Below are 2,210 nucleotides of genomic sequence, written 5' to 3'. Positions count from 1 at the left end.
CCTCCTGGTTCTCCAGCAGGAAGCGCGCCTGGTCCCCGACGGTCTGCGCCGGGACCGGGATCTGCTCGTAGTCGTTCGCGTCCATGAACACGAAATCGTCGCCGTCGCGGTAGAGGAACGTCATGTCCCGCCGGTCGACGTTGGCCGTCTCGACCTTCGTGCCCGCGTTGAACGTCTTGTCGACGACCTTGCCGGTCATCACGTTCTTCAGCGTCGTGCGGACGAAGGCGCCACCCTTGCCCGGCTTGACGTGCTGGAACTCGGTGACGGCCCAGAGGTTGCCGTCGATCCGCAGCACCAGGCCGTTCTTCAGGTCGTTCGTCGTCGCCACTGCCGCGTCGCTCCTGTGCTCGATCTCGTCGGGGGACCGGGTGTCCGGACGGGGCCGCGTCAGCCCAGGACCAGGAGATCCCGCGTCGACGCGGTCAGCGGTTCGGCCCCGGACCCGGTCACGACCAGGGTGTCCTCGATCCGCACACCGCCGCGACCGGGGAGGTAGACGCCCGGCTCGACGGTGACCGTCATGCCCTCCTCCAGGGTAGCGGTCGCCGTGGAGCCCATCGCGGGAGCCTCGTGGATGACGAGTCCGACGCCGTGCCCGACCGGGTGCACGAACCACTCGCCGTAGCCCGCGGCCGCGATGACGTCGCGGGCGGCGCCGTCGACCTCGCGGGTGCCGACCCCGGGCCGCAGGGCGGCGCGACCGGCGGCCGCGGCCGCGTCGACCAGCGCGTAGATCTCCCGCTGCCAGTCCGCGACGGCGCTGTCGGGCCCGACGAGCACAGTGCGCGTCATGTCCGAGTGGTAGCCGTCGACGAGGGCGCCGAAGTCCATCGTGACGAGGTCCCCGGCCGCGAGCGGGGCGTCGGTGGGCGAGTGGTGCGGGATCGCGGAGTGGCCCCCCGCGGCGACGATCGTCTCGAAGGCCGGCCCGGAGGCGCCGTGGGCGACCATCCGCTCCTCCAGCTCCCGCGCCACCACCCGCTCGGTGCGCCCCGGGGCGAGGACCCCGTCCGCGATCGCCCCGGCCAGCGCCGCGTCGGCCGCCGCGCACCCCAGGCGCAGGGCGTCGACCTCGGCGTCGTCCTTGACCGCGCGCAGCCGTTCGACGAGCCCGGGGGCGCGGCGCAGGTCGGCCGCGGTGGCCGCGGTGAGGGTGTCGAGGGCGTCGACGGTGACCTGCGCGCTGTCGAACCCGATCACGGCGGCCGTCGTGGCCCCCAGCAGGGCCGGCGCGCACGCCCGCTCGACGAGCAGCGGCAGGTCGGGGGTCTCGGCGGCCGCCTGCACGGTGTAGCGGCCGTCGGTGGCCAGCACGGTGCGGCCCTCGTCGCCGGGCCCGTCGGCGGCGTGCACGAGCAGGGCCGCGTTGGACCCGGTGAAACCGGCGAGGTAGCGGACGTTGACCAGGTCGGTGACCAGCAGCGCGTCGAGCCCGGCGTCGCGCAGGGCGGCCCGGAGGGCCTCCCGCCGCCGGACCCCGGCCGGGCGGGGGCTGGGGGTCGGCGTGCTCGCGGGGGTCACCCCGCGAGCCTAGGACCGACGGTGCCGACGGGGCGTGACGAGGCGCACCGTACGGTGGGCCCCGTGCGTCCCTGGGTGCTGCGTGCTCTGGCCATGACGCTGCTCTACGGCGTGGGCCAGACCCTGTTCGTCGCGTTGTCGGCGCGGCTGGTGAACCTGACCCTGCTGTGGTCGGTCCTCCTGCTCGGTCTCCTGCTCCTCGTCGGCCTCGTGTGGGGCGGCGCCGAGGTGATCGCCGACCGCGTGCCGCCGGAGTGGACGTGGCTCAAGGCCTCGCTGGTGACGGGCCCCGCCGCGGGCCTGCTGAGCTGGATCCTGCTGCTGAGCTTCGTGGACGCGGTCGGGGTCGAGGACCTCGGCGCGTCCCTGGTGGGGCGGGCCTCCTTCACGGTGCTGCTCGTGCTCGCCTCGGTGTCCGTCGGGTCCCGCCTCGGGTGGCTCTCGCTGCGCCGCTCGGGCGATCCCCGCGCCGAGCAGGACCCGGGTGCGGACGTCGACGAGCCGCCGGAGGACGGCGTCGGCGCCGCCACCACGTTCTCGGGCGAGGCCGGCGCCACCCCGGTCCTGCCCGCCTCGACCGCCGAGCGCGTGGCGGCCCGGCGTGCGCGGCGGCTCGAGGAGCGTGAGCGGCGGGAGGCCGGGGACGCCCCCGTGCCCGCCCCGTCGCCTGCCGCGACCCCGGCCCC

2 protein-coding genes and 1 pseudogene are annotated in these 2,210 nt (G+C 75.5%); 1 reads left to right on the top strand and 2 read right to left on the bottom strand.

Going from position 1 to position 2,210, the window contains the following annotated elements; all coding sequences use genetic code 11:
• Both AC0CYZ_RS25865 and AC0CYZ_RS25860 read right to left on the bottom strand, forming a co-directional pair.
• Positions 1–331, bottom strand: a pseudogene (locus AC0CYZ_RS25865) (elongation factor P); the annotation flags it as partial.
• Between the two features lie 59 nt (positions 332–390).
• Positions 391–1,524 (bottom strand): M24 family metallopeptidase, encoded by a 1,134-nt coding sequence (locus AC0CYZ_RS25860; protein ID WP_472220684.1) that lies wholly within the window; start codon positions 1,522–1,524, stop codon positions 391–393.
• Positions 1,525–1,587: 63 nt separating this feature from the next.
• Here AC0CYZ_RS25860 and AC0CYZ_RS25855 point away from each other — a divergent pair.
• Positions 1,588–2,210, top strand: a 623-nt coding sequence (locus tag AC0CYZ_RS25855; protein ID WP_472220682.1) for a hypothetical protein, incomplete at its 3' end; no start/stop codon positions are given.

It is taken from the genome of Actinomycetospora sp. (genome assembly GCF_055612215.1).
The sequence above is the reverse complement of the archived record's forward strand: the minus strand, read 5'-3'. Positions and strand labels throughout refer to the sequence as shown.